General features: G+C 60.1%; 2 protein-coding genes. Both read right to left on the bottom strand.

Going from position 1 to position 2,100, the window contains the following annotated elements; genetic code table 11:
* Positions 1–228: 228 nt before the first annotated feature.
* The gene (locus H5U38_09900) at positions 229–1,119 is read right to left on the bottom strand and encodes a hypothetical protein (GenBank protein ID MBC7187334.1); all 891 of its coding nucleotides are present in this window, start codon (positions 1,117–1,119) and stop codon (positions 229–231) included.
* A gap of 39 nt (positions 1,120–1,158) precedes the next feature.
* On the bottom strand, positions 1,159–2,085 hold the full coding sequence (locus tag H5U38_09895; protein ID MBC7187333.1) for a M20/M25/M40 family metallo-hydrolase: 927 nt from the start codon (positions 2,083–2,085) through the stop codon (positions 1,159–1,161).
* Between the last annotated feature and the right edge of the window lie 15 nt (positions 2,086–2,100).

The raw sequence follows: 2,100 nt of genomic DNA, 5'->3' as shown, positions 1-2,100 counted from the left end.
CCTTGGCAATAGCACCCTGCTCCACGAAGCCGCCCTAATATAAGAGAATCGCCCTTCATTGTCAAGCTTCTTTTCCTGCCTGTGGCATAGTATTTGTTAGCACGCCTCGGCGGGAGCCACGAAACGCAGCGAACGGGAGGAGTTGGAGAAAAGCCGCAGGGGTAAGCGGAGGAAATAGGAAGCGGCCCTGCACTGTCCCTCGTGGTGCAGGGCCGCCTGCAATTGGCTCTACTTTATCAAGCGAAGGTTAGACTTGACCTCCTGGGTCATGGGGATGGTCATGTCCACCGGGCCGCTCACTGCTGCTGTGCCCTCCATGAGCCTGTCGCTCTTCACCTCCATCAGCGTGCCCGTCTTGTAGGCGAAGAGGAAATGGCCATTCTCCTCCCCTTCCCCTTCGAAGCTGATGTTGGCCCCCATTTGGCTCCCCTGACCGCCCACGGTAAAGCTGCCCTGCGTGTTCACCTTCAGACACTCAACGCCTTCGTGGGTCACCTGCTCAGCGAGCGTGTACACAGTCTTCGAAGAGATGACCAGGTCCAGACCACCCTGCTTAACGGTGTCGGTACGCGTCTCTTCCCACGTATCGCCTAACTTCACCGCCTTTGCGGGAAGCGGAGCCAAAAACTCGCGGAACTGTTGCGACAATTCCACCTCCTGCCCCATGACGTTCACCTTGGGCAGCTTGTCGAAACCGACCTTGGCGACCACCCTGCCGTTGGGGGCGGTAACCAGCTCAGCCGACTTGCCGACGAGCTCCTTGCCATCGACAGTGAATTCGCCCTGCGGGCCCTTGCCAGTGGTCAGCATCTGGTCGAAGGTGATCTGCCAGCGCACGTTTCCCTCGGGCGAAGGCCCCAAGGAGCGCAGCGTCCACCCCAGGTTCTGGGTGGATGTCACCTCCATCTCCTGGCCCATCATCTCCTGGCTCATGCGGGTCTCGTTGACCATCTGGTACTTCAGGGTCTGCCCTTTTGCGGCGCGATAGGCCAAGTGAAAGCCGGTATCCGCGTTCCCGTAATTGAACGCTTTTGGCCCAGCACAGGCGACGAACAGCATGGCTGCCGCGACGAACAGCGCCCAGCCGGCGCAAAATACACGTCGTCCTCGCTTCATCATTTTGTCCTCCTTCTGAGTCCAGGGCGGGCTCATGCCGCCTTAGCGTGTGCGGGAGGGGGCCTGCTCCCCTCCCGGCACTGTATCACTCATTTCCACGAAATCCGGTCGTTCTTCCTCATTGGCAACCAGCCAGGCGGTGGCAAAGACCAGCCGTCCTACGCGCGCCATCTTCTGCGGATTGAGCTTGTCGACATCATCGCTGGGGCGATGTAGGTCGGGGTGGTCGCCAGTGTTAAAGAAAAGCACAGGCACGTGTTTGCGATAGAACGAGTAGTGGTCGCTTTGCCTGAAGAAGCGGTCCCAATCGTACGACAGGTCCATTCCCACCAGCGCATTGGCCTGCTGGTTGATTTGCGTGAGTCGGGTGCTCGTCTTGCTGCCGATAACCGCCACCATGTTCGAATCGTTGCGGCCAATCATATCCAGATTCAGCATGGCCACGGTCTTGTCAAGCGGAAAGAGTGGGTGGTCGGCGTAGTGGCGGGAGCCGAACAGGCCCTTCTCCTCGCCGGCAAAAGCCAAGAAAAGAACACTTCGCCGCGGGCGCTCTCCGCAGCTGGCAAATGCCTCGGCAATCTCCAGCACTCCAGCCGTGCCCGAGGCGTTGTCGTCCGCGCCGTTGTAGACCGTGTCGCCACGGGCACCCACATGATCATAGTGAGCGCCAATCACCACCAGCTCGTCTTTGAGAGCCGGGTCTGCCCCAGGCCAGTAGCCGGCCACGTTGTAGGCAGAGTCAAGCTCCGCGCTCAAGGATACCTGCAGGCGCACCCGTTTGTCCGGAATGGGAAAGGAATGCGGCTGGCATTTCTCGTCGATGAGGGACTGCCATTCCGCAAGCGTTTTACCCGAGGAGGCAAGGAGATACTCGGCAAAGTCGCGACCGACGTAGGCCGCCACCAGGCGCCCCTCTACCCCACCGGCTAAGGTGAGCGGGGGCTTGGCATTGGCAGGCGGACGGTTCATCAATTCCGGCCACAC

The sequence above is a fragment of the Calditrichota bacterium genome, assembly GCA_014359355.1.
Classification (GTDB): Bacteria; Zhuqueibacterota; Zhuqueibacteria; order JANLFK01; family Oleimicrobiaceae; genus Oleimicrobium.
Note: the sequence above shows the minus strand (reverse complement) of the source record. Positions and strands in the feature narration are given on the sequence as shown.

Excerpts from the sequence above, each read along its gene's own strand:
- H5U38_09900 (MBC7187334.1), bottom strand. The coding sequence starts at position 1,119 with ATGATGAAGCGAGGACGACGTGTATTTTGCGCCGGCTGGGCGCTGTTC.
- H5U38_09895 (MBC7187333.1), bottom strand. The coding sequence starts at position 2,085 with ATGAACCGTCCGCCTGCCAATGCCAAGCCCCCGCTCACCTTAGCCGGT.